Source organism: Fructilactobacillus sp. X8R4C1 (assembly GCF_059900905.1).
In genome coordinates, this window is sequence record NZ_JBWXVJ010000002.1 from 108,751 (window position 1) to 135,165 (window position 26,415).

22 protein-coding genes are annotated in these 26,415 nt (G+C 37.1%); 16 read left to right on the forward strand and 6 right to left on the reverse strand.

Annotated features, from left to right (window positions below; translation table 11 throughout):
- The first annotated feature begins 20 nt into the window (after window positions 1-20).
- The 13 genes from recG (at window position 21) to rplS (ending at window position 13,287) form a co-directional block, all read left to right on the forward strand.
- Window positions 21-2,051 carry an ATP-dependent DNA helicase RecG gene (recG, locus tag AC6UDA_RS03540; RefSeq protein ID WP_500707116.1) on the forward strand — a complete coding sequence of 677 codons (2,031 nt, stop codon included), beginning with the start codon at window positions 21-23 and terminating at the stop codon, window positions 2,049-2,051.
- 15 nt (window positions 2,052-2,066) lie between these two features.
- Window positions 2,067-3,098, forward strand: a complete 1,032-nt coding sequence (gene plsX, locus AC6UDA_RS03545; RefSeq protein WP_500710951.1) for a phosphate acyltransferase PlsX — start codon at window positions 2,067-2,069, stop codon at window positions 3,096-3,098.
- 12 nt (window positions 3,099-3,110) lie between these two features.
- Window positions 3,111-3,383 carry an acyl carrier protein gene (locus AC6UDA_RS03550; protein WP_500693715.1) on the forward strand — a complete coding sequence of 91 codons (273 nt, stop codon included), beginning with the start codon at window positions 3,111-3,113 and terminating at the stop codon, window positions 3,381-3,383.
- Between the two features lie 80 nt (window positions 3,384-3,463).
- Window positions 3,464-4,195, forward strand: coding sequence for a ribonuclease III (rnc, locus tag AC6UDA_RS03555; RefSeq protein ID WP_500693716.1), 732 nt, complete (start codon window positions 3,464-3,466; stop codon window positions 4,193-4,195).
- Between the two features lie 13 nt (window positions 4,196-4,208).
- The gene (gene smc, locus AC6UDA_RS03560) at window positions 4,209-7,742 is read left to right on the forward strand and encodes a chromosome segregation protein SMC (RefSeq protein ID WP_500710954.1); all 3,534 of its coding nucleotides are present in this window, start codon (window positions 4,209-4,211) and stop codon (window positions 7,740-7,742) included.
- A gap of 2 nt (window positions 7,743-7,744) precedes the next feature.
- Entirely contained in the window at window positions 7,745-9,055 is a 1,311-nt protein-coding gene (gene ftsY / locus AC6UDA_RS03565; RefSeq protein ID WP_500710956.1) for a signal recognition particle-docking protein FtsY, read from the forward strand.
- 12 nt (window positions 9,056-9,067) lie between these two features.
- Complete coding sequence (locus tag AC6UDA_RS03570; protein ID WP_500699492.1) at window positions 9,068-9,409, forward strand: putative DNA-binding protein; 342 nt, start codon at window positions 9,068-9,070, stop codon at window positions 9,407-9,409.
- Between the two features lie 10 nt (window positions 9,410-9,419).
- Window positions 9,420-10,865, forward strand: coding sequence for a signal recognition particle protein (gene ffh, locus AC6UDA_RS03575; RefSeq protein WP_500699491.1), 1,446 nt, complete (start codon window positions 9,420-9,422; stop codon window positions 10,863-10,865).
- An 89-nt stretch (window positions 10,866-10,954) separates the two neighbouring features.
- The gene (rpsP, locus tag AC6UDA_RS03580) at window positions 10,955-11,233 is read left to right on the forward strand and encodes a 30S ribosomal protein S16 (RefSeq protein ID WP_500693721.1); all 279 of its coding nucleotides are present in this window, start codon (window positions 10,955-10,957) and stop codon (window positions 11,231-11,233) included.
- Between the two features lie 10 nt (window positions 11,234-11,243).
- A complete protein-coding gene (locus tag AC6UDA_RS03585) occupies window positions 11,244-11,492 on the forward strand; it encodes a KH domain-containing protein (RefSeq protein ID WP_500696715.1) in 249 nt (82 codons plus the stop codon).
- Between the two features lie 55 nt (window positions 11,493-11,547).
- Window positions 11,548-12,063, forward strand: coding sequence for a ribosome maturation factor RimM (gene rimM / locus AC6UDA_RS03590; RefSeq protein ID WP_500696714.1), 516 nt, complete (start codon window positions 11,548-11,550; stop codon window positions 12,061-12,063).
- Between the two features lie 2 nt (window positions 12,064-12,065).
- On the forward strand, window positions 12,066-12,818 hold the full coding sequence (gene trmD / locus AC6UDA_RS03595; RefSeq protein WP_500693724.1) for a tRNA (guanosine(37)-N1)-methyltransferase TrmD: 753 nt from the start codon (window positions 12,066-12,068) through the stop codon (window positions 12,816-12,818).
- 109 nt (window positions 12,819-12,927) lie between these two features.
- Window positions 12,928-13,287, forward strand: coding sequence for a 50S ribosomal protein L19 (gene rplS, locus AC6UDA_RS03600; protein ID WP_500693725.1), 360 nt, complete (start codon window positions 12,928-12,930; stop codon window positions 13,285-13,287).
- 40 nt (window positions 13,288-13,327) lie between these two features.
- On the opposite strand, the gene yjeM is transcribed toward rplS, so the two are convergent.
- A complete protein-coding gene (gene yjeM / locus AC6UDA_RS03605; protein ID WP_500710959.1) occupies window positions 13,328-14,851 on the reverse strand; it encodes a glutamate/gamma-aminobutyrate family transporter YjeM in 1,524 nt (507 codons plus the stop codon).
- Window positions 14,852-14,909: 58 nt separating this feature from the next.
- Complete coding sequence (locus tag AC6UDA_RS03610) at window positions 14,910-16,340, reverse strand: C69 family dipeptidase (RefSeq protein ID WP_500710961.1); 1,431 nt, start codon at window positions 16,338-16,340, stop codon at window positions 14,910-14,912.
- A gap of 137 nt (window positions 16,341-16,477) precedes the next feature.
- On the opposite strand from AC6UDA_RS03610, the gene glpK reads away from it, so the two are divergent.
- Both glpK and AC6UDA_RS03620 read left to right on the forward strand, forming a co-directional pair.
- On the forward strand, window positions 16,478-17,974 hold the full coding sequence (gene glpK / locus AC6UDA_RS03615; protein ID WP_500710964.1) for a glycerol kinase GlpK: 1,497 nt from the start codon (window positions 16,478-16,480) through the stop codon (window positions 17,972-17,974).
- A gap of 15 nt (window positions 17,975-17,989) precedes the next feature.
- Window positions 17,990-19,333 carry an RsmF rRNA methyltransferase first C-terminal domain-containing protein gene (locus AC6UDA_RS03620; RefSeq protein WP_500710966.1) on the forward strand — a complete coding sequence of 448 codons (1,344 nt, stop codon included), beginning with the start codon at window positions 17,990-17,992 and terminating at the stop codon, window positions 19,331-19,333.
- Window positions 19,334-19,372: 39 nt separating this feature from the next.
- On the opposite strand, the gene fni is transcribed toward AC6UDA_RS03620, so the two are convergent.
- From fni to mvk, 4 genes are read right to left on the reverse strand one after another with little or no spacing between them, the layout of a single operon-like run.
- Window positions 19,373-20,398, reverse strand: a complete 1,026-nt coding sequence (fni, locus tag AC6UDA_RS03625) for a type 2 isopentenyl-diphosphate Delta-isomerase (protein ID WP_500710968.1) — start codon at window positions 20,396-20,398, stop codon at window positions 19,373-19,375.
- Between the two features lie 9 nt (window positions 20,399-20,407).
- A complete protein-coding gene (locus tag AC6UDA_RS03630; protein WP_500710970.1) occupies window positions 20,408-21,475 on the reverse strand; it encodes a phosphomevalonate kinase in 1,068 nt (355 codons plus the stop codon).
- A gap of 16 nt (window positions 21,476-21,491) precedes the next feature.
- Complete coding sequence (gene mvaD / locus AC6UDA_RS03635) at window positions 21,492-22,487, reverse strand: diphosphomevalonate decarboxylase (protein ID WP_500699487.1); 996 nt, start codon at window positions 22,485-22,487, stop codon at window positions 21,492-21,494.
- An 11-nt stretch (window positions 22,488-22,498) separates the two neighbouring features.
- Entirely contained in the window at window positions 22,499-23,431 is a 933-nt protein-coding gene (mvk, locus tag AC6UDA_RS03640; protein WP_500701066.1) for a mevalonate kinase, read from the reverse strand.
- Between the two features lie 163 nt (window positions 23,432-23,594).
- Here mvk and AC6UDA_RS03645 point away from each other — a divergent pair, with 163 nt between their 5' ends.
- Complete coding sequence (locus AC6UDA_RS03645) at window positions 23,595-26,408, forward strand: helicase C-terminal domain-containing protein (protein ID WP_500710972.1); 2,814 nt, start codon at window positions 23,595-23,597, stop codon at window positions 26,406-26,408.
- The last annotated feature ends 7 nt before the right edge of the window (window positions 26,409-26,415 follow it).

Sequence of the window (26,415 nt, forward strand, 5' to 3'; positions counted from 1 at the left end):
CTTTTTAGGAGGTGAATTTGATGAGTGGGTTAGATGACCATGTGGAAACGCTTAGAGGAGTCGGTCCCAAAAAAGTTGAAGCTCTAAATGATTTGGGGATTGTGACCATTTATGATTTACTGACATACTTTCCATTTCGTTATGAAGATTTTCGAACTAAAGATCTTTCTGAAATTTCTGATCAGCAGGTGGTCACTCTGAAGGGTAAGGTTGCTATAAATCCAACGGTTAATTTTTTTGGAAGACGTAGAAGTCGTTTAACTATTAAGTTACTAGTTGGTAATGATGTGATTCCGGTGTCTTTTTTTAATCAGCCGTGGCTAAAGAAACAGGTTGAAGCCGGGGATGAAATTTTGATTTACGGAAAGTTTGATGCAAATAAAAAATCGATGGCCGGAATTAAAATTTTGAAAGCTGGTGATGGCGAAAAATTTGGTTCAATTTATCCCGCTAACCATAAGATTACCCAGAATACCATTCGCCAATTGGTAACCGAAGCCTATGATCAGTACCAAGGTCAAATTGAAGATTTCATCCCCAATTGGGTTTTAAAAAAGTATAAATTAGAAAATTTAAAAAATGTCATTTCTAACATGCACTTTCCAAAAAATCAAAGAGCAGCAGCACTCGCACGTAGAACCGCAAAGTTTGATGAATTTTTCTTGTTTCAAATGCGAATGCAAACTTTAAAACATCAGAAAAATCAGGCCCCTAATTCTGCGATAACCATTAATCGTGCTAAATTACAGACGTTTGTGAGTTCTCTTCCGTACGAATTGACCCTGGCACAAAAAAAGGTTATTTCAGAAATTTTATCTGATCTAAAGCGTCCATATCAGATGAATCGGCTTTTACAGGGAGATGTTGGGAGCGGAAAAACGGTTGTAGCGGCTATCGCAATTTATGCTGCGGTTCTTTCTGGGGAACAAGCCGTAATAATGGCTCCCACTGAAATTTTAGCCGAACAACATGCTGACGGACTTGCTGAGCTTTTTAAGGATACTAGTGTTAACATTGGACTACTGACTGGTGATACTTCTAGAGCGGCTCGAAATGAACTTTTACCCCGTATTGAAAGTGGCGAGATTAACTTGGTGGTGGGTACTCATGCATTGTTTCAAAAAGAGGTTAAATACCATAATTTAGGATTAGCTGTCATTGATGAACAGCATCGGTTTGGAGTTAACCAAAGAAAAGCCCTGAGAGAAAAGGGTAAATCGACGAACGTGTTATCAATGACTGCTACGCCTATTCCACGAACTCTATCGATCACAGCGTATGGTGAGATGGATGTCTCGGTAATTGATGAGTTGCCAGGTGGTAGAAAACCAATTAAAACGGCTTGGATTAAGAATCAACAGATTGATGCAATGCTTAATTTTGTCAAAAAGCGCTTAAATCATGGAGAACAAGTTTACGTGGTAGTCCCCCTTATCGGTGAATCTGAAGCAGTGGATATGAGAAACGTGACTGATACATACCAAAACTTTCAGCAAGAACTTGGTGATAAATACACGGTTGGCTTACTCCATGGTCAAATGAGTGATGAAGACAAAAATAAAGTAATGGATGCTTTTAAGACTAATAAGGTACAAGTTCTAGTTTCTACTACAGTAATTGAAGTCGGAGTTGACGTTTCCAACGCAAGTACCATTGTGATTTATGATGCTGACCATTTTGGGTTGGCTCAACTACATCAACTTCGGGGTCGTGTGGGGCGAGGGGACCAGCAAGCTTATTGTATTTTAATTGCTGATCCTAAAAATGAAACTGGTAGAAAACGAATGAATGTGATGTGTTCATCAACTGATGGTTTCTTTATTTCACAAAAAGATTTAGAATTAAGAGGTCCTGGGGACATTCTTGGTAAAAATCAGTCTGGAATGCCAACCTTTAAAGTTGGAGATCCAGTTGCTGACATTAATATTTTGAGCACAGCGCAGACCGTTGCAAAAGAAATCGTTGATGATGTTAATTGGGAACAGGAACCGAAAAATCGAAAGTTAGTAAAAAGACTTAAATCTTTAAATCAAGATGTTAAGTTTGATTAAGGAGCTTTGCCTATAATGATAAAAATTGCTGTTGATGCAATGGGTGGCGATAATGCACCTGATGAAATTGTCAGAGGGATTGAGCTTGCTCGTGATGAAATGGATTACGTGGAGTTTCAACTCTTTGGTGATTCTGATAAAATCAATTCGTTGTTAAATAACAAAGAAAATATCAAAGTGATTCAATCAGATGAAGTTATAAAAATGGAAGATGAACCCGTTAAAGCAGTAAAAGAAAAAAAGGGATCAAGTCTGGTCATGGCTGCTCGAGCTGTTAAAGATGGAACAGCTGATGCATTTTATTCCTGTGGAAATACTGGTGCCATTCTAGTTGCTGGTTTATTGATAATCGGTAGAATCAAAGGAATTGATCGTCCGGGACTGGTTACTACTTTACCAGTAATTGATAACGATACTGGTTTCACGTTAATTGATTGTGGAGCAAATGCTGATGCTAAGGTTGTTAACGTTTATCAGTATGCACTACTAGGTAAGTATTATGCTGAAAGAGTTTTAAAGATTAAAAATCCACGGGTTGGGTTGATTAATAATGGCACTGAGTCTGACAAAGGAAATAAGATTCATCAAAAAATGTATCGTGCTTTAAGAAAAAATGATGACATTAATTTTATTGGTAACATCGAATCACGAGGGTTGCTGAATGGAGTTACCGATGTAGCGGTAACCGATGGCTTTACCGGTAATGCGGTTTTAAAGAGTATTGAAGGAACTGCATTGTCAATGATTAATATGTTAAAAGACGGCATTATAAATGGTGGAGTGAAGTCCAAAGTGGGTGCTTTATTACTCAAGAATACTTTAAGGAAGATTGCCCACAAGATGGATTACACTAAGTATGGGGGTGCCGTCCTACTTGGATTGAAGGCCCCAGTGGTGAAGAGCCACGGTAGTAGTAAGGCTAAGACAATTAGAAATACGATACTTCAAATTCAGCAAATTATTAATTCTAATTTTGTTGATTCAGTGAAAGGATATTTTTCTAATCATACTGATGAAATGGATAGTATTAAAAATGGTGAGCAGTAGGAGGGATCACTGATGGATAGAGAAACAGTATTTAAAAAAGTAGCAGAAATCACCTCAAGTCGTTTTAAGGTTCCGGTTGATAAGGTAACGAATGACTTAAACTTTACTAATGATTTAGGCGCTGATTTTATTGATATGGCGGGATTTATCGTTGAATTAGAGGATGAATTTGGCGATGTTTTCACCAGTGAAAATACTGAGAATATCAGTGATGTCGGCGACCTAGTAAATGTAATTATGCGAGATATTGATCCAAAAACGAAAAAACACATTGCAAAGAAATAGATGATTCGTTGTTATGACGGGTCATTTTTTATTATGCAATTATCGTAATTTAGGCATTAATGATATAATTAAAAGAAAAAATGTTACCTTTGGAGGAAATAGAATTGCAAAAGCAGTTTGATGACTTGTTAAAAGACAAGTTTAATATTAAGTTTAACGATGAAGCACTTTTAGATGAAGCAATGACCCAAGCATCATACGTGAACGAGCATCCCGGTCAAGGATTAAAATTTTATGAACGTCTGGAGTTTTTAGGGGATGCTGTCTATCAATTAGTGGTTTCAGACTACATCTTTAGACGTTTTCCTGAATTACCACAAGGTCGACTGACTAGATTAAGAGCTGCTATGGTTAATGAGCATAGTTTTAGTCGTTTTGCCCGTGAATGTCATTTTGACAAGTATATCCGACTCGGCAAAGGTGAAGAAAAGGCGAATGCCAGACAACGTGACTCACTTTTATGTGATATTTTTGAATCATTTATTGGAGCGGTGTATCTCGATCAAGGAATAGAAACGGTGAGGAATTTTTGTCAGATTGTGATTTTTCCTAAGCTTGATGAGGGTTGGTTTGACGAATTCTTTGATCATAAAACTGAATTACAGGAAGTTGTTCAAGAAAATGGACCAGTTGATTTAGACTATGAACTAGTTAGTGAAGATGGTCCTGATAATGACCGTAAATTTAAAGTTGCGGTAAAAATTAACGGCAAAGAAATGGGAGTCGGGTTAGGACATTCCAAGAAAGATGCAGAACAGAAAGCGGCAAAGAAAGCACTCAATGAACTGGGAGTAAGCACAAGTATTAAGTAAATGAGGCATTAAGGTGAAGTTAAAATCAATTGAGATTGCAGGATTTAAATCTTTTGCAGATAAAACCACAATTGACTTTCAGGATGGGCTTACTGGAATTGTTGGTCCAAATGGTAGCGGAAAAAGTAATGTCATCGAGGCAATTCGTTGGGTTTTAGGTGAGCAGTCGGCCAAAACTTTACGTGGTAAAAAAATGTTAGACGTCATTTTCTCTGGGTCCAAGGGGCGCAGAGCTCTTAGTCGTGCAGAAGTTAGCATTTATTTTGATAATTCTGATCATTTTTTGGATTCTGATTATACCGAAATTAAAATCACACGTAAAGTTTATCGAAATGGTGATAGTTCTTATTCAATCAATGATAAAGATTGTCGTTTGAAGGATATTAATAATCTTTTTATGGATACTGGATTAGGTGAGGGTTCCCTTTCCATTATTTCTCAGGGGAATGTTGATGAAATTCTCAATGATGATGCTGAAAAAAGGCGATCAATTATTGAGACAGCTGCTGGAGTTTATCGATATAAAAAACAAAAGGTGGAAACTGAACAAAAGTTAGCTGATACTCAAGGAAATTTGGATCGAATCTCAGATATTATTAACGAGTTGGACAAACAAATTGGGCCTCTAAAGGAGCAAAGTGATGCTGCGTCCCTCTATTTGGATAAGAAAAAATATCTTGATCAATTGAAGTATTCTAAATTAGTGATTAAGATTAAAAATCATGAAGACGCAAAATTGAATCTAGAAAATGAACTTAAAAAGCAAGACACTACTTTTACTAATTTAAAAATAAAAGTTAAGGAAGTTAAAGAACGCAAACAAGGGTTAACGAATAAGATTAAAAGTTTGGGTCAAAAGCGTGAACAACTTCAAAATCAACTTTTAAGTGACACTAAATCACTCGAATCAGCTCATAGTGATCAGCAGTTATCTCAGCAACGACGTGAATTTAATCAACAAAAGATTAACGACTTAGAAAGTAAAGTAAGTGATTTAAAAGAGCAACTGGAAAACGTCAAAGACAATATTACTGACAACCAAAGTCAAATTAGTAAAAAGCAAGCTCTCATTTCCGACTATTCTCATAAGATGAAGCAGCTTGAAGCAGCTTCTATTCGGCAAAATTTATTAGAAAAACAAACAGAACTTGAAAATATAAGAAATGATTACATAGATTTGATGCAGTCATTAGCCAGTGCCAAGAATAATTTAAAGTTAATGCAAAAATTATCCAAGCGTAGTGATAGTGAGGTAAAAGAGAAGTACCAGCAAATTAATGCGATTGAAGATCAAAGCAACCTTTTAAAGCAAGAAATCACTTCAGAAGAGACCGAATTATCGAAACTTCAAAACAACCAGAAACAAATGGTGGATGAATTAAAGCAAGTTGATAAGAAGTTGTCAGATTCAAGGGACAAAGAAAAAGAATTAAAGGCAAGCTGGTATGCTGCATTACGTGTTTTTCAGGAGACTAAAACGGAACGAGATAGTATTAAGTCAATCTTGGAAAATCATAATTCGCTTTATCGCGGGACGCGAAACTTATTAAAAAGCAAAGCGAATTTAACTGGTATTAAAGGAACAGTAAGTGATTTTATTGAAGTTCCTGATCGTTATGTTATAGCCATTGAAACAGCACTGGGAAGTCAGATTCAGCAGGTTATCACCGGGAATGTTAAAGATGCTAGAGATGCAATTCACTATTTAAGCGAGAAGAAACTGGGAAGAGTTACGTTCTTGCCTATGAATGCCGTTAATGAACGTTATTTATCCTCTAATGTGTTAAATGAGGTAAAATCGATTTCTGGCTTTGTTGGAATTGCTTCGGACCTGGTCAAAATGCCAACGGATATGACACGGGTTAAGAATCACCTGATGGGTGGTACGATGATTGCGGTTGATTTAAAAAGTGCTACAAAGATCAGTAAGACAATTGGTCATAAGGCTAAAGTGGTAACTTTAGATGGGGATGTCGTTAATGCTGGAGGTGCAATCACTGGTGGATCAAATCACAACCAGTCCACTGGCTTACTAAGTCAAAAAGAAAAATTGGTCCACTTAAATCAGCAAGTTGAAGAAATGAGCCAGAAGATGAATGCTGGTGAGGAGACTATCAAAAAATTCCAAGATCAGCACACAATAAAGCAGGATAAGCACGATGAACTTCGTCAAAAATTAAATGAATTAAAAGGAGAGATTCAAGCTAAACAAAAAAGCATTAGTATGAATCAAAGTAGTTTAAAGGAGTCTCAAAGAAATGCTGATGCAATTCGATTACAATTAAAAAACACAACTAGTGATGATGGTGTAAATGAGATTGATCTTTCTCATAAGATTAATGATTTAAAAATGCAAATTAAGCAAAATCAGTCTAAGAATACCTCAATCAAAAGTCAGATTGAAAAACTTACTCGGAATGTTAACGAAAATAATATCAAATCATCTGAAATCAAAGAAAAGTTGATTCGCTTAAAGGAACAAAATAGTCAACTCAAGTTCAGCAGGGAAAGTCTTTTAAAACAAAGGTTGAATTTTGAAACTCAATTAAAAAGCTTAGCCAATAGTATAAATGGACTTAAGCAATCAATTAATCAAGAAGTGGTGGCAGTAAAAACTAATATTCCCGAACTAGAACAACAAATCCAAAGTACTAAGCGGGATGTTAACGATCTTAATTCAAAAATTGATAAGTTTAACCAAGATGATCAAAAATATGATCATCAAGTTTCCGATCTTCAGGATCGTTTAATTTCTCAAACAGAAATAGTTCAAAAGCTAGAATCGAATTTAAAAACTGCTATAGATAACCTTGATTCTGAGCGTTATCAACGCGATAACATGATTAAAGGAACTAGCTCAATGAAGAAGGTGGAACTTGCATTACCCGAAATCGATTCATTGATTAAATCCATCCAATCTAAAATTGACGAGTTGGGTCCGATTAATGTTAATTCAATTGATGCCTATGCAGAAGTGAAAGATCGTTACGAATTTATGAATCATCAACTTGATGATTTAATTGAATCTAAGAGCCAACTGATTGGGATAATGAATGAAATGGATCAAACGGTAAAAGTTAAATTTAGCGAAACTTATGATAAAATTGCAACTGCGTTTAGTCATATTTTTCGCAATATTTTTGGTGGTGGGGAAGCCAAACTAAAAATGGATGACCCGCATCATTTACTTACAACCGGGATCGATATCTTGGTAAAACCACCCGGAAAGAAATACCGTAATCTCAATTTACTTTCTGGTGGTGAGAAAGCTCTAACGGCTTTGGCACTGCTTTTTTCAGTTCTTGAGGTAAAACCAGTTCCGTTTGTAATATTGGATGAAGCTGAATCTGCTCTTGACCCTGCTAATGTGGATCGTTTTGCGCGGTATATGCAGAGTTTAAAGAATAATACACAATTTATTGTAATTACTCACAGAAAGGAAACGATGGTCTATGCGGATCATCTTTATGGAGTTACAATGCAAGATTCGGGTGTATCTAAGGTTGTTTCGGTCAACTTGGATGAATCTAAAAAGCTAGGAGAATAATTATGGGTTTATTTGATATTTTTAAAAGTAAGAAGAAGGAATCTGACGACAAAGAGAACGAAACCAAGCAGTCTAAAAGAGAAGATGAGAAAGCAAAGGCTACTGGTGACGACACCTCTGATCGAGGTGACCACTTTCAACAAACTGAAGAAAATGAAGTTAGTCAGAAAAATGATGGATCAAGTGAGAGTAAGAATGATGGAGCTGATGTTTCTGAAGAACCGGAAGAACAAACGCAAACATCAAAAGATGGTGTTCGAAGCACTGACGATAACAAGTCAGATGAAAAAGGCCAGTCTATGGTTGATACAGATCATTCTTCTAATAAAAATGAAGATGTCAAAGAGTCTACTGATGATGTAACTAAGCAGCCTGAATCAGCTGAAAAAGCATACGAACATGGTCTGGCAAAATCACGGTCTTCGTTTGGACAAAAATTAAATGCGCTATTTGCTAATTTTCGCTCAGTTGATGATGATTTCTTTGATGATTTAGAAGATACGCTGGTTGAATCCGATGTTGGATTTGAAACTGCAATCCAACTAACTGATGAACTAAAAGAAGAGGTTAAATTAAAAAATGCCAAGAAACCAAAAGAAGTTCAAAATCTAATCGTCCAAAAGATGATCGATTTGTATGATGCACCAAGTGATAAAGATAGTTCAATCAAATTATCTCAAACTGGCCCAACTGTGATTTTATTTGTTGGTGTCAATGGAGTTGGAAAAACGACGACCATTGGTAAGATGGCCAATAATTTTAAAAAGCAAAATAAAAAGGTGCTTTTAGCGGCTGCTGATACATTTAGAGCGGGTGCCATTGAACAATTAGATGAATGGGCCAAACGTGATGGTGTTGATATTGTTAAAAAGTCAGCTGGAAGTGACCCAGCTTCGGTTGTTTTTGAAGCAGTAGATAAAGCCAAAAAAGAAAATTATGATATTTTATTTGTTGATACTGCCGGAAGATTACAAAATAAAGTTAATTTGATGAATGAACTTGCTAAAATTGATAAGGTCATTAAGCGTGAAATTCCAGACGCACCTCAAGAAGTGTTGCTGGTGATTGATGCAACTACTGGTCAAAATGCTTTGAATCAAGCCAAGATGTTCAATGAAATCACTAACATTACGGGAATTGTTTTAACAAAGCTTGATGGAACTGCCAAGGGTGGAATTGTAATTGCAATCAAAAATAAGCTTAATATTCCGGTAAAGTTCGTTGGACTGGGAGAAACGGTTAATGATTTGCGTAAATTTGATTCTAAGAGCTTTATCGACGGTTTATTTAAGGGATTAATTCAAGACAATTAGTGGTGACTTTAGATGGACATTAAAAAGAATAATCGGATTAATGCTTTGTATGATTTTTATGGTGAATTACTCACTAAGAAACAGGCAGAGTACATTCAAGAATACTATGCAGATGATTTTTCGTTAGGTGAGATTTCAGAAAATTTCAATATTAGTCGCCAAGCGGTTTATGATAACATTAAAAGAACTGAGCAAATTCTTGAAGACTATGAAAGTAAAATGCACCTATATCAATTGTTTGTATTACGCAATCGGCAAACCGATGAGATTAGAGATTACATTAAAAAGCACTATCCAAATGATGAACACTTAAATGCGTTGGTGAATCACTTAGAAATTACGGAAGAAAATTAGGGGTGAAAAGATGGCTTTCGAAGGTTTAACCGATCGATTACAAAAAGCTTTTAAAAACTTAAGAGGAAAAGGCAAGGTCAGCGAATCTGATTTGCGTGAAACAATGCGGGAAATTAGATTGGCATTACTAGAAGCGGACGTTAACTTTAAGGTGGTTCGTCAGTTTGTAAAGAAGGTTCAAGAAAAAGCTAAGGGCGCGGATGTTCTTGAAGGATTAAATCCGGCCCAACAAATTGTTAAGATCGTTAACGATGAACTGACTAACATGATGGGTGAATCTGCCACTCCGCTAGTTAAATCAGACAAGATTCCTACAGTCATTATGATGGTAGGACTTCAAGGAGCAGGTAAAACTACTTCAGCGGGTAAATTAGCTAAAAGGCTTAAATCTGAAGATAATGCGCGTCCATTAATGATCGCTGCCGATGTTTATCGTCCCGCAGCAATTGAACAGTTAGAAAAGGTGGGCGAACAAGTTGATGTTCCAGTATTTCAAGAGGGAACGGATGTTGACCCAGTACAAATTGTTCAAGATGGTTTAAAGGAAGCTAGCAATAATAATAACGATTATGTGTTAATTGATACGGCCGGTCGGCTTCAAATTGACGAAAACTTGATGGATGAATTAAAGAATATTAAAAAGGTGGCCAATCCAAATGATATTCTTTTAGTTGTTGATGCTATGACAGGTCAAAATGCCGTTGATACGGCGGTCGGATTTAACGATGCTTTAGATATTACCGGTGTTATTCTAACAAAGTTAGACGGAGATACTCGTGGTGGAGCTGCTTTGTCAATCAGGGCAGTGACTGACAAACCAATTATGTTTGTTGGTCAAGGTGAAAAATTAGATGATTTGGACGTATTTCACCCCGATCGAATGGCTTCTCGAATTTTGGGAATGGGAGACATGCTCTCGTTCATCGAAAAGACTCAGAAAGAGTATGATGAAAATCAAGCTAAGGAATTAACCGAAAAAATCAAGGAAAATTCTTTTGATTTTGATGATTTTGTTGATCAATTAGAACAAATTCAAAAGATGGGTCCAATTCAAGATTTGGTTAAAATGATTCCAGGAATGGCCAATAATCCGGCATTAAAGAATTTAAACGTTAATCCAAAAGATTTAGACCACATTAAAGCGATTATCTATTCAATGACTGATGAGGAACGTTCCAACCCCGATGTTTTAAATCCCTCTAGAAGGCGTCGAATTGCTCGCGGATCGGCTCAACCGATTCAACAAGTCAATCGACTCATTAAACAATTTGATCAAATGAAGAAAATGATGAACAAAGTGTCTAACGGAAATATGTCTGGTTTGTCAAATATGATGGATTCTGCTGGAATGGGTGGAGGAATGACTGGTAAATTGTCGAATCTCGCCATGAAGCGGATGAGTCGCAAGATCAAAAAGAATAAAAAAAAGCGACGAAAAAATAAAAAAAGACATTAATTTCAGACTGTAAAGAAAAAAACCTTTACATCACTAATATTTATTGGTAATATTAGTAACTGTTAAGAAAACTATTAGGAGGTGTGTTTATGTCATTAAAAATTAGATTAAGAAGAATGGGTTCCAAGAAGCGTCCATTTTACCGTATCGTGGTTGCTGACTCACGTAGCCCTCGTGACGGTCGTTTTATCGAAAATGTTGGTACTTACAATCCATTAACTGAACCTGATCAAGTAACTTTAAAAGAAGAATCAATCATGGACTGGTTGGAAAAAGGTGCTAAACCTTCTGATACTGTTCGTAATATTTTGTCAGATGCAGGTATTATGAAACAATTACATGATGCTAAATTAGCAGCTAAGAAATAAGTGATTGATTATGGTTAATTTTGATAATTTAATTAAAACAATCGTTAAGCCATTAGTTAAGTATCCTGATGATATTAGTATTAATCATCAGGATACTGATCAATTTAGCGAATATATATTGTCTACCAATCCTAATGACGTTGGACGTATTATTGGAAAAAAGGGTCGAGTTGCTCAGACGATTCGAACCATAATTTATAGTGTTCACGTTAATGATGGAAAGCGAATTAAACTCGTTATTGATGATGGCAAAGATTAGCTCTTAGATAAAACTCGTTTTTATTTAAGAGTTTTTTTATAGAAATAGGTGAACTATGGATTACTTAGAAATTGGGAAATTAGTAAATACTCAGGGAATTAAAGGTGAAGTACGAATAAAACCTACTACTGATTTTATTGATCAACGCTTTAAAGTTGGTAATCTTGTTTATGTATTCCCCAAAGACGGAAAAATGGAAGAATTGAAGATTGACGGGGTTAGAAGCCATAAGGGATTTATTCTGTTGCATTTTTCTGGTCGCAATTCTATAAATGATGTTGAATACCTTAAACCTGCCATCCTAAAAATTACGTCGGAGCAAAGAAAAAATACTGACTTACAACCAGGCGAATATTTCTATCAACAAATTATCGGCATGGATGTTATCGATAAAGATGATAATAAAATTGGTGTAATAAGTGATATTATGGATATGCCTGCCAATGATGTCTGGGTAGTGGAGCGTGAAAATAAAGATGATTTGTTACTTCCAAAGATTGATTCGGTCGTAAAAAAAGTGGATATTCCTAATCATAAAGTAGTCGTTGAGTTAATGGAGGGAATGCAGTAACGATGAAGATCGATATATTGAGCCTTTTCCCTAATATTTTAAAGGGCCCTTTGAGTGAATCCATTATCGGTAAGGCCATTGAAAAAGAAATCATAAATATTGATATTACTAATTTTCGTGATTTTTCGACTAATAAACATCATAACGTGGATGATACCCCCTTTGGTGGGGGAGCTGGAATGTTACTTAAGCCTCAACCAATGCTTGATGCTTTTGCGCATTCTCAAGAAGTTTCAGAAAAACAGGGTTATTCATCTGGTAGAGTCATTTTAACTGATCCGGCAGGGAAAAAATTTGATGAAAACGATGCTGCAAATCTTGCCAAAGAGGACCATTTGACCTTTTTATGTGGTCACTATGAGGGCTTTGACGAACGAATTAAATCCGTAGTAACTGACGAGTATTCAATTGGTGATTTTGTCCTTACGGGTGGTGAATTGCCTGCGCTAGTAATGATTGATGCGACCGTTCGACTCATTAAGGGTGTCCTTGGTAATCAAGAGTCAGCTCCAGGAGATTCTTTTTCAAGTGGATTGCTTGAATATCCTCAATACACGCGACCAGCAGACTTTAGGGGATTAGAAGTTCCACCGATTTTAACTAGTGGTGATCATCAAAAAATTGATGATTGGCGACAGAAGGAATCTTTAAGAAAGACATATTTAAGACGACCAGATCTGATTAATTACAATAAACTGTCAAAAAGGCAAAAGGAATTATTGGCGGACGTTAAAATTGAGGAAGAAGATCGGTAAGTATTGAGTTTTTTGGTTTGTATGTTATAATTTTAAGTGGTCTTTTATGGCTAAATAAAACGGTATTCCGCTGTCGAGAAGATAAGAATGCTAGTTAGGAGAAATGATTATGCGTCAAAATAAATTGATTGATAAGATCAATAGTGATCAACTTCGTTCAGATATTCCTGAATTTCGTGTCGGTGATACCGTTACGGTTTCCGTAAAGGTTGTTGAAGGTAGTAACGAACGTATTCAGAAGTTTACTGGTGTTGTAATTAAACGTCATGGTTCAGGCATTCAAGCTACTTACACAGTAAGAAGAATTGCCAGTGGAGTTGGGGTTGAAAGAATTTTCCCATTACATTCACCACGAATTGCTAAGATTGATGTTGTTAGACATGGTTCAGTTCGTCGTGCTAAGTTGTATTACTTACGTGATCGTTCTGGTAAGGCCGCTCGTATTAAAGAAGCAAGTCGTAAGCATTAATTTTATGTAAAAAAAAGAGTTCGCATTGCGAACTCTTTTTTTATTGGTCATCAATTTCTTTAGCAGTTTTAGTACCTCTTCGACTGTTGTATTCATACATTAACCAACCAACCAGTGCAAAAGCTAGTGGTCCCACAATGGTCCAGAAGGCGGTGGTGTAATCATGAGTCAAGATTGGTTGAATAGCAGTAAAGCCAATTCCTAACACTAGTACAACCAAGATAATGGTTATCATGATGTTAGTAGCAATTCGATTCTTGTAAAAGACAAAGGGACGAGGAACATTCTTTAGTTTCTTGAAGAATGGGAAAGCTCCAACTAAGAATAAGTATGGGAAAGTTGTCGAAATATTAGCCATGTCAGTTAAAATTAAGTAAAATTGTTGAGCATTATTGCCACTGAAAGAAATGACAAAGATAACGGCAACAACAACAAATGCTTGAATCCACATTGCAAACCCTGGCATACCATGTTTATTTAATTTAACCACTTTTTTAGGCCATAAATCTGGATTGGATCCCTCAATAAATGATTTGATTGGGGAATATATCAGAACAAAGAAAGAACCTAAGTACGGAATAAACATCCCTAAACCGGCTATTCGGGCCATGAAGCGACCGAATTCCATTGCTGATCCGGCTGAAAAGCCAAGGGTTTTAGCGAAAACATAACCAAGGTTATTCATTAAAACGTAAGTGATATTACCTAGGTTGACCGAACCCTTTCCGACAACTTCATGCCAGTTAGCTGTAATACCAACCAAAAAAATGGATCCAGAATAGATGACTGCCATGATGATTGCCGCAATGATGACCCCACGGGGGAAAGTCTTCGTAGGATTTTTGACCTTATCAACGACTCCACCAATTGACTCCATTCCTCCATACGCAAAAATCGCATAAACAACAAATGACATGATGGCGATTGGAGTTACGAATAATGGATTAGGGGATTGAATGAAACTTTTAGCGCCATTGACTGGTTCAGCAAGTTGGCCCTTATTTAAGACCCAAACAATTACTGATAAGATAGCAAAGATCAGTGGCAAAGCAATTGATAATACTCCCCCGATGTTTGCAATCTTAGCAATTGAATCAAAACCATGAGTCGCACACAAAGTAATAATTAAAATCCAGGCAATCCCGAGGATTCCAATTGTTTGCATTGGGGTAAAAATTCCGAACAAATGCCATGTTTGGGTTTTGTCCGTTCCGAAAATAATGTTAGAAAATGGGATCCAAACCTTAGAAGAAGTCGAGATCATCCAAATGATCCATGATGATAACCAGATAAAGGTTCCGATGAAGGCTAAGCGTTCACCAATTGACTCTTTAAGCCAGGAATAAATTCCACCTTTAGCACTACTGAAAGTCGAACCATATTCGGCAAACATTAATGAAACCGGTAAGAAAAATACTAGTGCTCCAAATATGTACCAGATAATACTGGCGTAGCCCATTTGATCATAGGCGACGGTCGTATTACCAAAGCCAAATATCGCAGTGAGTATCATTAAAACTAAAGACATTAAGCCTAATTTACTTTGCTTTTTCCCTTTAGACATAAAGTCACTCTCCTTGATTAAATTTAATGGAAATACTAATAAAGTATACTCTCTTTTTTTATAGATTTAAATCTTGGTGATAGTTAAGAGGAGAGAAGTCCGTTGAGTTTGTAATCAAGTATTGACCAAGGTTCTTAAAGCTACGCAAAGCGAGTTTACTTGTCTTAGAACTGGCCTCATTAGCAAGCTGAGTTAGTTCTGTTGAATCCAAGCCGTGGGACTCCTGTTCTACCTGCTGTAAAATTTGTTCGTATTGTTCGATTAAACTTTGTTGCACGTTTTTAAGTTTGTCACCAAATTCAAGGTAGTGGGGGTCAACTAAGATTCCAACTAGCTTGAAGATCCAGTAAGCCGATTTAGGATCAAAATCCATCTTGACGTGGTACTTATATGCTTTGGGAGTATCAGAAATTCCCTCAAGAAATGGGACGTAAGTACTCTGAGCCGCTACACCCATAGCAAGCCAGTGAATTCCACCAATTTCAATTGGTAGATTAGGTTTGATTTGGAGCACGTGTGATTCTTGGGTTTTGGCTAAACTCACGGGACGAAATCGAGTTCGATCAGCTTCTTCGCCTGCACCAATTGGATCGAACTGAGTTCCCTGATAGTGTGAACTGAGCAACTTTTGGGCATCGAGTGCCGATATTAATTCTTCACTTTTCCTTGTAAAGGGGAGGTCTTGGGAAGTGGGATCCTGATTGATTTCTGGGTTAAACATTTTTTGTCCGTACCAAACTCGAGGGGTGTTGTAGTAGGTGTCTGATAAGTCATGGGTTCCAAAAATGTGTCTAAAGTTAAAACCAGAACGATCCGGATTTAAATTGTTTTTTGATACAAAGTCCCTAATCCCTGGTGACCACATGAAGTGATCATTATCTTTAAAGTTAACTTCTTCAATGGCCATTTGATTAGCAACGATGGCGTATTCATCGTCAGGAATTCTTTCAGCGATCCATTGGTGTCCGGAACCGATCTCTAAGTACCAAACTTCTTCTTTATCAGACATAAGGACTCCGTTGTTTTCATTGGCCCCATATTTTTCAACAATGTTACCAAGACGTTTGACGGCTTCCTTTGCGGAATGGACATAAGGCAAGACTACGGTTACCATGGCTTCTTCGCCGATTCCATCTTTTACAAGGGGGTCATAACCTAGGACACGTGCGTTAGCGTACGTACTTTCAGTTGCACTCATAGCAACCCCATATTCGTTAATACCATCCTCTTCAAATAAACCGTCTTGGTCGGTCCATTCGGGAGTAGCAGTGTATTTTCCCCGTGTTTTTGGTAGCGGCATTTTGAAGCCGTTATCAGTTGATTTGAATTCCTGATCATCCTGATACTCCTTATGTTCATGGACAACAAATCGTTTTGGCCATGATGCTTTAGCATCTTCATTGCGACCAATTAAAGTGCTGCCATCAACCGTGGAATCTTTTCCAACTAAAATGCTGGTACATGCGGAATATTCATTAAAACTTGTCATTTAGATTGCCTCCTATTAAATCACATGTAAGTATTCTACCATATTGCCTTTGTTATGGTATAACTTCACGTTTGGTATGCTAAATTACTTAGGGTATAATTAACACATAACATTTATTTGAAAAAACGAGGGAAAATATGAGTAGCAAGCAATACATAATGGCAATTGATGAAGGAACGACCTCTGCTCGAGCAATGTTATTTGATCATGATGGCCAGATTGTGGGAAAAGTACAACGTGAGTTTAAACAATCTTTTCCTCATCCAGGGTGGGTGGAACAAAATCCAATTGAAATTTGGAATGCCGTTGAATCTGTGATTTCTGAGGTATTGATTAACTCTGAAGTTCCTCCCTATAAAGTGCGAAGTATCGGCATTACTAATCAACGTGAAACGACTGTAATTTGGGATAGACGAAGTGGAAAGCCCATCTACAATGCTGTGGTGTGGCAATCAAAACAGACCAGTGAAATTGCTGATCGGTTAATAACTGATGGTTACGCTGATTTAATTCACCAAAAGACGGGACTGATTGTTGATTCTTATTTTGCTGGTACGAAAATTAGATGGATTTTAGATCATGTAAAGGGATCCCAGAGACGGGCGGAGAATGGAGATTTATTATTTGGAACCATTGATTCATGGTTGCTATGGAATCTGACCGGCGGAACCGTTCATGCCACTGATTATACTAATGCTAGTAGGACAATGTTATATAACATCAACGATTTGAAATGGGATGATGATCTGTTAGAGCTCTTCGATATTCCTAAGAAAATGTTACCTAAAGTGAAACCATCGTCACACTTCTTTGGATATACGAAGGGATATTCATTTTTAGGGGTACAGATTCCAATTGCCGGAATTGCCGGTGACCAACAAGCATCATTATTTGGACAATTAGCATTACAACCCGGAATGACGAAGAATACTTATGGAACGGGTGCCTTTATTATGATGAATACAGGAAAAACGCCAAGGTTTTCTAGTAATGGATTGTTAACCACAATTGCCTACGGATTGAATGGAGAAGTTAAATATGCTTTAGAAGGTAGCATTTTTGTGGCTGGATCGGCAATTCAATGGTTAAAGGATGAGATGGGTTTAATTTCATCGGCTAAGGCCTCTGAGCAAATGGCTTATGATGCCAAAACGAGTGACGGAGTTTACGTAGTGCCAGCGTTTACTGGACTAGGGGCACCATATTGGGATCAGGAAATTCGTGGATCGATTTTTGGCTTGACATCATCAACGACGCGTAATCAATTAGTTCGTGCGACCATTGAATCGTTAGGATTTCAAACAAAGGATGTTCTTGATACGATGGTAGAAGAGACTAAGATTCCGGTTAAATCACTAGTAGTAGATGGTGGAGCTGCTAAAAATGATTACTTAATGCAGTTTCAAGCCGATATTTTAAATGATCAAATTGAACGGTCATTAATTTCAGAGACTACGGCACAGGGAGCAGCTTATCTGGCTGGTTTGGCGGTTGGATTTTGGAAGGATATTGATGAAATTAAAAGAAGTAAGCGTGTTGGTACTTTTTTTGAATCACATATGAGTGGCGATAAAAGAAAAAAACTATACAAGGGATGGAAGATGGCCGTGAGAGCTGCCAAGCAATTTGAATAATAAGGACTTATCAGTATGAAATTACCTGAAGATTTTAAAAGTAAATATCATAATCTGTTAAAAGATGATTATCAAAGTTTTATTGATTCTTTTGATGAAGATTCTTACAATGCCTTTCGAACTAATCCGCTCAAAACTAAAGCTGATGTTCGTTTGGATATAACAAGCCCGATTTCCTATACCCAAAATGGTTATTACGGAAAAATTAGCGGGAAAACCGTCGAGCATCAGAGTGGTTACGTTTACAGTCAGGAACCATCTGCCATGTACGTAGCAGAGGTGGTTGATCCTAGTGTGGGAGATCACGTATTAGACTTGTGTGCTGCCCCAGGAGGAAAGTCGACTCATTTGGCTGGTATGATGAAAAACAAGGGCTTACTTGTATCAAATGAGATTGACCGGAGCCGAGCTAAGATTCTAGTTGAAAATCTTGAACGGTTTGGGGTGTGGGATCCGTTAATCTTGAATGAAGATCCACATAACCTGTCAAAGCATTTTCCAAGGTATTTTGATAAGATCTTGATTGACGCACCATGTTCGGGTGAGGGAATGTTTAGAAAAAATCATGACGCAACAAAATACTGGTCAATTGATTATCCGAAAGAGTGTGCTGTGCGGCAAAAAGACATTGTAAGAGAAGCCGTTAAGATGTTAAAACCAGGTGGACAATTGATTTATTCAACTTGTACTTTTTCACCAGAAGAAGACGAACAGATAATTGCTTGGATCTTAGCTAATTATGATTTTAAGGCTCTCCCGATTAAGAAGTATGATGGGATGATCGACGGAAAACCGGAATGGGCGGATGGAAACGAAGAGTTAACTAAAACGGCTCGTCTGTTTCCTAACTTATTTAAAGGTGATGGGCATTTTATTGCCAAGTTGCAGAGTACAGATGTTGGAAAATCCAAAAAGATTAAGCATCAAAGAAGTAACGTCTCAAGTAGTATAAAAAAAGAGTGGAAAGAGTTCTGTAACGTTAACTTTAAGCGCGATTTTTTGACAAAAGATCTTCTAGAATTTGGGAGTACCCTGTATTCATTTAATCCGGCAATCCCCGATTTAGATGGTTTAAAAGTAATGCGACCCGGAACGCCACTTGGAACGATTAAAAAGAATCGGATTGATCCTTCGTATGCATTGGCATTGGCAATTAATCCTAATGACGTAAAGAACATCGTTAAAATTACTGATCATCAGTGGCAGAGTTATGTCCATGGTGACACCGTTGCCGTGGATCCCAACTTAAAGAAGGGGTGGTACTTAATTCAATGTCGCGGAATGAGTGTTGGATTTGGTAAAGTCGTGAATGGGACGTTAAAAAACTTTTTCCCTAAGGGATTAAGGTTTAAAGCATGAGAAAATAAAAAGACCTTCGTTTTTTAAACGAAGGTCTTTTTACTTGCGTTGATTTAAGTAACTTTGTAATTCTGGACTGGTTACTGATTCACATTGACGCAGTTCATTAATGTTGTGCGCACCCAGTGCGGTGAAAATGGACTTAATGCCAATAATCCAATCGTTAATCATTTTCACGGTTTCATCTTCACCGTCATCAATTAGTTTCACCAAAATCTGACTTGCAATGCCAACGACATCGGCTCCCAAATACAATGATTTGACGATTTCCATGGGATTAGTGATACCACCAGTCGCTACGATGTTCATGTAAGGAACTTTTTGAGCTTCAAAGAGAGATTCTACCGTGGTAATCCCCCAGTTTTTAAAATAATTCATTTCTTTTTGATGACGACGGAAGTTCTCAATTTGAGCAAAGTTCGTCCCACCACGACCACCAATGTTTACATATTCAACTCCAAGGTCCAAAAGGGTTTGAATTGATTTAGAACTCATCCCGAATCCAACTTCCTTGACGATTACTGGTACTTTAATATTTTGGACAATGTTTGAAATATTGGATAGCCAGTTAAATGAATTTGATCCCTCGGGCATGATGAGTTCTTGAACTGAATTAACGTGGATCTCTAATGCATTAGCTTGAAGAATATCAATTGCTTGCTCAGCCGCTTTTGGGGTTGTCCCAGCACCAATGTTAGCAAAGATCAGTCCATCTGGGTTTTGCTTTCTAATGATCGAAAAGGTATCAATTAGTTCCGGATGTTTGATTGCTACACTTTCAGATCCCGAAGCCATTGCGATTCCACAGCGCCTTGAGATAGAAGCTAGGTGAAAATTTAATTTTTTGGTATACTCACTGCCACCAGTCATCGCTTCAATGTAAAAGGGGACCCTTAAAGACAGCGAGCCTAATTGAGTCGAGATATCTACATCCTGATATGTCATTTCAGGGAATGTTACTGGCATAAAATGAACCTGATCGAATCCAGCTTCAGATTCCGTATGGTGAAATTTTTTAGCAAGCGAGACGTGTTCATCTTTTCGATGTGACTGTTGGTTAGTCATTTGTTTCTCCTAATTATTATGAATATTAAGGTCTAGTAGCTTAATTCCATGGCGGTTCCAATCGCTAACAAGATCATCGATATTATCATCCTTATTAATAATGACGATCCCACAATCACCGCCACCAGCTCCCGAAGTTTTGGCTGCACCACCAAAATGATCGGCAATGTCAATTAATTCTTTTAGCTTGGGGGTTTCAATTTCAACGTTGGCAAATTCACCGAGTTTTAAAAGGAGTTTGCGGTTGTTTTCAATGTTCTTTTGGATCGTTTCCAGATTAGAACTTTTAAAGCCATTAACAATATTTAAGACACACTCCTGACTGAAGTGAAGAAAGTCTTGATAAAGTTCAGAATTTCTGGCTTTTTTTAGCTCCACTCGATCAACTAGATTTGAAGTTGAAGCGGGTGAACCTGACCATCCAATTAATAATTGTAAATTCTTTGGTGCTGTTAGTGGCATAATTTTTAAACTAGGCCATTTTAAATCTAACAGTTCCACTAAATCAACATCTTTACGGGCATTGGCTAACCACTGTCGGTCAAATGAATGGTAAGCAATCCAACCGCCGAATACACTAGCAGCTACATCGCCTAATGAACCATTTCCTTGAACTTCAAAATGAGCAATTGCGGCTAGCTTGAAGAGCTGCATCGTTGAAAGGTTAATGTCGTAGAATTCGCATAAGGCTTTAACGGTTGCAACCGTGACGGCAGCTGAAGAACCTAATCCGTACTTACGTCCGTCGGCACTATCGAGTTCACTATTTACGATGATATCGTATGTTTTTAAACTTTTATTGAGAGTTTCAACGTATTCTTCAGTTACTTTAATCGCTGAAATGATGTACTGAAAAGGATTATCACGATTATCGAAGACCATGCGATGGCCTAATCTCTTCCAATGGAGCATATTTTCATCGTACTGTTTTGAATAGATGCTTCCAAAATCTGAACTTGCTTTAATGCCAACCCTAACAAAGCGATCACATGCAGCGATGATAGCAGGGTAGCCGGTCTCAACTACTGCATATTCACCAGCTACGTACAATTTACCCGGTGCTTTTGCGGAAATCATGTAATTAATTACTCCCTTAATTTAAATATTCGATTCCAGGACCTGGAGTGGTAGCAACCACGTTTGATGATCCAAAAGTGCTTTTAAATCGATTTACAACTTGGTTTAAATTATCATGTTGGACTAACACTTTTACATTTGGACCAGCGTCAATTGTAAAATAGCAACTGATGCCATTGTCTCTTAATTCGTGAACAATTTGAATTGCTTTAAGTGTATCTCCATTAAAATATGTAAAAGCTGGATCGGAACTGAACGTGAGGGCGTGCATTTTCATGGCATTTTCCTCAGCAGTGTGGCCCATTAAGTCGAAGTTATGAGTACGAATTGCTTTTCTCATCGTGGTCATGTCATGACTAGTAACTTTTTTCCATGCTTGATAGTAAGGGGAGGTGGACTTAGAAATTTTCATACCCTCTCTACTAGAAATCTTTTTTTCGTTTCGATTAATAATAACAGCTACTAGGTTAATGTCCCAATCAATGTCTTCTTCAATTGGAATGGCAAAGGAAGTTTCGTCACTATGACCCTTTTCCCATTTGACGAAACCGCCAAAAATAGAGCGCGTTGCTGAACCTGATCCTCGTCTAGCGAGCCTAGAAAGATCTTTTTTAGAAAGATTCATTCCAATGGCTTTACTAGAAGCGGCAGCGAGAGCAGCAAAACCTGAAGCAGATGAAGCAAGCCCAGCAGCAGTAGGGATATTGTTATTTGTCTTAACGTGGGCGTGAATATCAACATTGGCTTTTTTTCGAACGATGTCAAGAAAACTGACAATCTTTTTTCCTTCCGAATCATTAATTAGATGATTGTTAAAAGTGATTTGATCAGAACTTAGAGATGGGTCAAAGCGAACTTCAGTATCGGTATAGAAGTCATTTAAAGTTAAAGACAGGCTACTGTCTTCTGGAATAATGAGTTGACTATTGGCCTTCCCCCAATATTTGATTAGTGCAATATTAGTATGAGCACGAGCCTTCTGGGTTCTATAGATATTAGTATTGTCGGACATAATAAATCTCCTTACTTCATTTCATTTAATGATTGGACCCAAACTCCTTGTGCTCCACTTTGTTTAAGAGTTGTCTTGATTTTTTGCGTGGTGGTTTTAGAATCTGACAGAGCAATAATGCATCCACCGAGTCCGCTTCCCGTTAGTTTAGCACCGAGGGCACCCGCCTGATTAGCAGCATTTACCAGGGTATTAATTTCTGTTGAACTAACTCCCAATTTTGAAAGATCATTTTGGGCCAGATTCATTAATTTGCCGGTTTGTTTGAGTTTATTGTATGTCAGAGAATGTTTAGCTGCTTCAGCTAAATCCCCCAGGTCGTTAATTAAATCATTCGTATTTTGAAAGTTATGGTCCATTTCATCTCTTACCATTGAAACCGCCGTGGAAGTATTACTTGAAATGCCGGTATCAGCAATGATGAGAGTTCCTGTGCTTGAAACGGGGAAATCATAAAACTGACCCTTTTCAAATAAGATGGGATTAAGTGCGCTGACGGTTTTAGCGTCAATTCCACTTGGATTACCATGAGTTATCTTTTCCTCTACATCGGTAAATTTCTTAAGCTGGTTAGCGTTTAGTTGATGATTAAAGAAATGAAAAAAGGCTCTGGTAACTGCACTAGCGGTTGCAGCGGATGAACCCATCCCTCTCCCCAACGGAATTGCACTATCAATTTTGATATTAATTGGGATGCTATTAGGATTTAATGATTGGTTAAGACGATTAATAAGTGTCTGTAATCCATTCATTGAAGAAGGAAGAGCACTAATTGGACCATGGTAGTATTTACTGAATAGTTGATTGTTACCATCAGAAGTAATGGTGGTTTTCACTTTAATTTGTGGCACAGGAAAAACAATCGCAGGCTTTTGGTAGACGGCACTGTGCTCACCTAAAAAAATTATTTTTGCATGACTCAACCCGGTTGCAGTCGTGTTCATATTTCAATCGCTCACTTTCCAAACATACTTATTTTATCATAATTTAGAACATGACCAATATATTTTAGAATACTTTACTAATGATTAAATGTTGGTTTATATAAATATTAAGATAAATGTAGTAATATTATAGTGGAGTTAGTTTTAAAGGTAGGTGAGACAGGTGCCCAAGAATACAAAATATGCAGTCGTTGACATGGAGACAACTGGAACGGATGTCTCTAATGGTGACCAAATTATTCAATTTAGTTGTACTTTTGTTCAAGGTGGTCAAGTGGTCGATTCCTACTCAACATATGTTAATAATGGTGAAGCGATTCCTAAAGATATCACCCACTTAACTGGCATTAACGCCCAGACAATTAAAGGAGCACCAACGTTTGATCAGGTTGCTCCCCATATTTATAAGATACTGAGTGGTACTGTCTTCGTTGCCCATAACGTTAATTTTGACTTTCCGTTTTTAAATGCGGAATTAGAAAGAGTGGGTTATCCTGAGTTAGATATTAAAGCCATTGATACGGTCACGTTGAGTCAAATCTTTTTTCCGGAATTAACGGGATATCGATTAAAGGACTTAAGTCATCATTTTGGGATTTCACACACCCATCCGCATTCCTCTAAAAGTGATGCTGACGCAACTGCTCATTTACTGTTAACAATCATGAAGAAGATTGAAAAATTACCCTTAGTGACAATTCAGTCTATTCTTAAGGTTCATCCTGATCTCCCTAGAGATACGGTTCAATTTATTGAAGATCGTGAAGAGATTAAGCGGGAACATTTAAAGAATTTGAATTCGCAATATGTGGTTGTAAATGGGATTGCGCTAAAAAACCAAGTACCATCCTATTCAATCTCAGAGCACAATTTGATAAAGTATCCTAGGACTAAAAAGCAGAAGGAACGCCAATTTATGGGTAAGTTAAATTGGCGAAGTTCACAAAGTAAAATGATGAACTTAATTTATAATAATTATCATGATAAAGAAAACCCCACCTATAATTTATTAATTGAAGCACCAACCGGGAGTGGGAAAACCCTGGGATACCTGATTCCAATGGCTTATTTGGTTAATGAAGGTGAACAGCTAGTGGTCAGTACTTCTACCAATGGACTTCAGGAACAGTTGTATTCTACAATTAAGAGTCAACTAGAACCGTTACTTAATACTAGTTTTGATGTTGCCATGTTAAAGGGTGTCAATCATTATATTAATCTAGAACGGTTTAGCAAAACACTTCAGTTTCACGATAAGTCTAAACAGTCACAATTCATGAAAGCACGAATCTTGGTCTGGCTCACAGAGACAAGCACGGGTGATCTTGACGAATTAAATCTTCCCAATGAAGTTCCCTTTATTGATCAAATTAATTATCAAAATTCTCATGTGGAGACGGATAAGAAGAATTCTTTTCTAGATGTTGACTTCTTACTTGCTCAATTGAAGCGGATGGAACGTGCTGATATTGTTATCGTTAACCATAATTATCTTTTTGAGAATAGTCATCAATTAAGTAGTTACATGACTTCAAAGCCATACTTAGTGGTTGACGAAGCTCATAAGCTGGCTGACGTTGCGTTTTCATCGCAAGAAAAAGTCATTAAATTCAATACTTTAAAGAAAAATATTGGAAGAGTTAAGAATGATTTATTTCAAACCCACGGGTTAAATTTAAATGAAATCTTTTCTGACGATATTGATGAGTTAAATCGACTTAATGGGTTAGATTCCCGGCTAGATGCTATTTTTGATACGAATCAGTTGATTTTACAGGATTTTAAGGTCAAATTCATGAAACCCGTTACTACTAGGCGTTCTGAGTCTTCGATTAGTGCAAAAGAACTACTTCAATTTGTGAAAGACCATCAGGGTCAAATAAACCATTTGACTCATATTAACGTAAAATTGGAAGAATTTATAAATACTTTCAAAAAGTTAGTTAAGAAGGAAAAGAATCGTTGGACGATTTCTGATGAAGCTTTGATTGAAAAGTTTGAACGTCATTTACTTACAATTACTGATTACATTGATAGTGTTAATGTGGATCAAGTTAAGCAAAGGGTTAGTGAGCGATCCTCTTTTTACTGGATCTATTATACAGAGGATCTAGATCCTAATCATGTCATCCTCATGACTGGCGATTTTGCTTCCAAAAATAAGTTAAAGGAAAATATCTATCACTATTTTAAGCCAGCAATTTTTACCGGTTCGACGTTGTTTACATCAAAAAAGTCACAGTATATTTTTGATCAGCTTGATTTAAGTCGGAGTGATACGAGAATGAAACGGCTAAAATCTTCTTTTGATTATTCCAAGCAAGCTGAAATGATGATTTCTGAAACGACACCGATGCCACCTAGTGTAGATAATGATGAATATATCTCTTATCTGGCTAACTCAATTTGGAAGCTTATCAACGCTAATGCAGTACCAACGCTAGTACTGTTTAACTCATTGGATATTTTGAAAAAAGTGTACGAAAAATTAGATCAGAACAATAACGATAATTTTATGATTCAAGCCGCCGGTGTTTCTGGGAGTCAAGAAAAAATGATCAAAAGGTTTGAGTCAACCAAGGATGCAGTTCCGGTAATACTTGGAGCTAATGGTTATTTTGAGGGTGTTGATTTTTCGGATAATTTACTCAAGCAACTCATTATTACCCGGATACCGTTTGAATCTCCCAATAATCCGGTTGTTTCAAGTCGGGCTAAGTTTTTAAAGGAACAAAACAAGAATCCATTTTATAATTTTGACTTACCAGAAGCTATTATCAAGACTAAACAAGGTGTGGGAAGATTGATTAGAAGCTCAACTGATTATGGTATCATTAACTTTTTGGACAGTCGTTTGATTGACAAACGGTATGGTAAGCAAATCATCGATGCGCTTCCCTCTGATTTACCAATTAAAACGGGGTCGATCGCTAAGATTGTTAAAGATGGTCAAGATTTCTTTAATAAGAGGGATTAATTAATTA